This is a genomic window from Neosynechococcus sphagnicola sy1 (assembly GCF_000775285.1).
Taxonomy (GTDB): Bacteria; Cyanobacteriota; Cyanobacteriia; order Neosynechococcales; family Neosynechococcaceae; genus Neosynechococcus; species Neosynechococcus sphagnicola.
The window spans coordinates 1-889 of record NZ_JJML01000102.1 but is presented as its reverse complement, the minus strand read 5'-3'; the positions used below and the strand labels follow the sequence as shown (position 1 = coordinate 889).

General features: G+C 56.2%; 1 protein-coding gene and 2 pseudogenes. All 3 read right to left on the bottom strand.

Annotated features, from left to right (window positions below):
- Positions 1–276: pseudogene (locus tag DO97_RS25515) on the bottom strand (ribosome small subunit-dependent GTPase); the annotation flags it as partial.
- 6 nt (positions 277–282) lie between these two features.
- Positions 283–546 (bottom strand): sulfurtransferase TusA family protein, encoded by a 264-nt coding sequence (locus tag DO97_RS20265; RefSeq protein WP_036537141.1) that lies wholly within the window; start codon positions 544–546, stop codon positions 283–285.
- Positions 543–889 (bottom strand): annotated as a pseudogene (locus tag DO97_RS20260) (DnaJ C-terminal domain-containing protein); the annotation flags it as partial. The pseudogene DO97_RS20260 and the gene DO97_RS20265, both read right to left, overlap by 4 nt.

Here is an 889-nt window from a genome sequence, read left to right as displayed (position 1 = left end):
ACCTCGGCGATCGCCCCCCGTCCCCCCGACCAATCGGGTTCTTCGATCCGGACTCGATMCCCCSACCATCACATGTTGACCAAKTTTTTTWCAGACCGGGCACGCCCGGGTACACAGCAGTTGGGCCGCTTCTCCAGCAGGAGCAATGTCATTGCTTCCAGCTCCTGATCCTGGCTCTAGCTGCACCTGATAGTAGTTGGCCTGAACCGAGACAACGCGTCCCAGTAGAGGCGGTTCATCATGCTTGGAGGAGTGGGCAGGGCTGTCCAAAACCATAGGTGGTTAGGTGGGTCTCCGCACCAAGAGGGCAAAAAAGTCGGTGCGATCCTGAATCTGTTCCACCTGATAGCCCTCCATTCTCAAGCTGTCAGGAACCTGCTCAATCGGTTCTCCTGCATCAAGCCAGACTTCCAGTAACGTCCCTAAGGGAAGTTGTTCCAAGGTCAGTTTGGTGCGGACAAAGTTAATCGGGCAGGGAGTTCCCCGCAGATCCAGAGCGGCAGTGGGCAGGTGGGCCGGGGTTGTGGTGGTGGGCGAATCCGTCATCCTCGAAAGAGTCCTCCGAGAAATCCTTCCAGTCCCCCTTTACCCGTGCGATCGCCCCGTATCTTTGCTAGTTTTTCCAGGAGTTCTCGTTCTTCCGGTGTAATCCGTGTGGGAATTTCCACCAAGATGGTGAGCAGATGATCGCCCCGGCTCACCGGATTGCCTAATCGGGGCACTCCATGATCTTCCAAGGTCAGAATCGTGTTGGGTTGGGTACCGGGTGGAATGGTCATCTCTACGGGACCATCCACAGTGTTCACGGACAGACGACACCCCGAAAATCGCTTGCAGGTAGCTGACCTCAATCTCTGATAAGACATTGGTGCCATCCCGCCGGAATTCT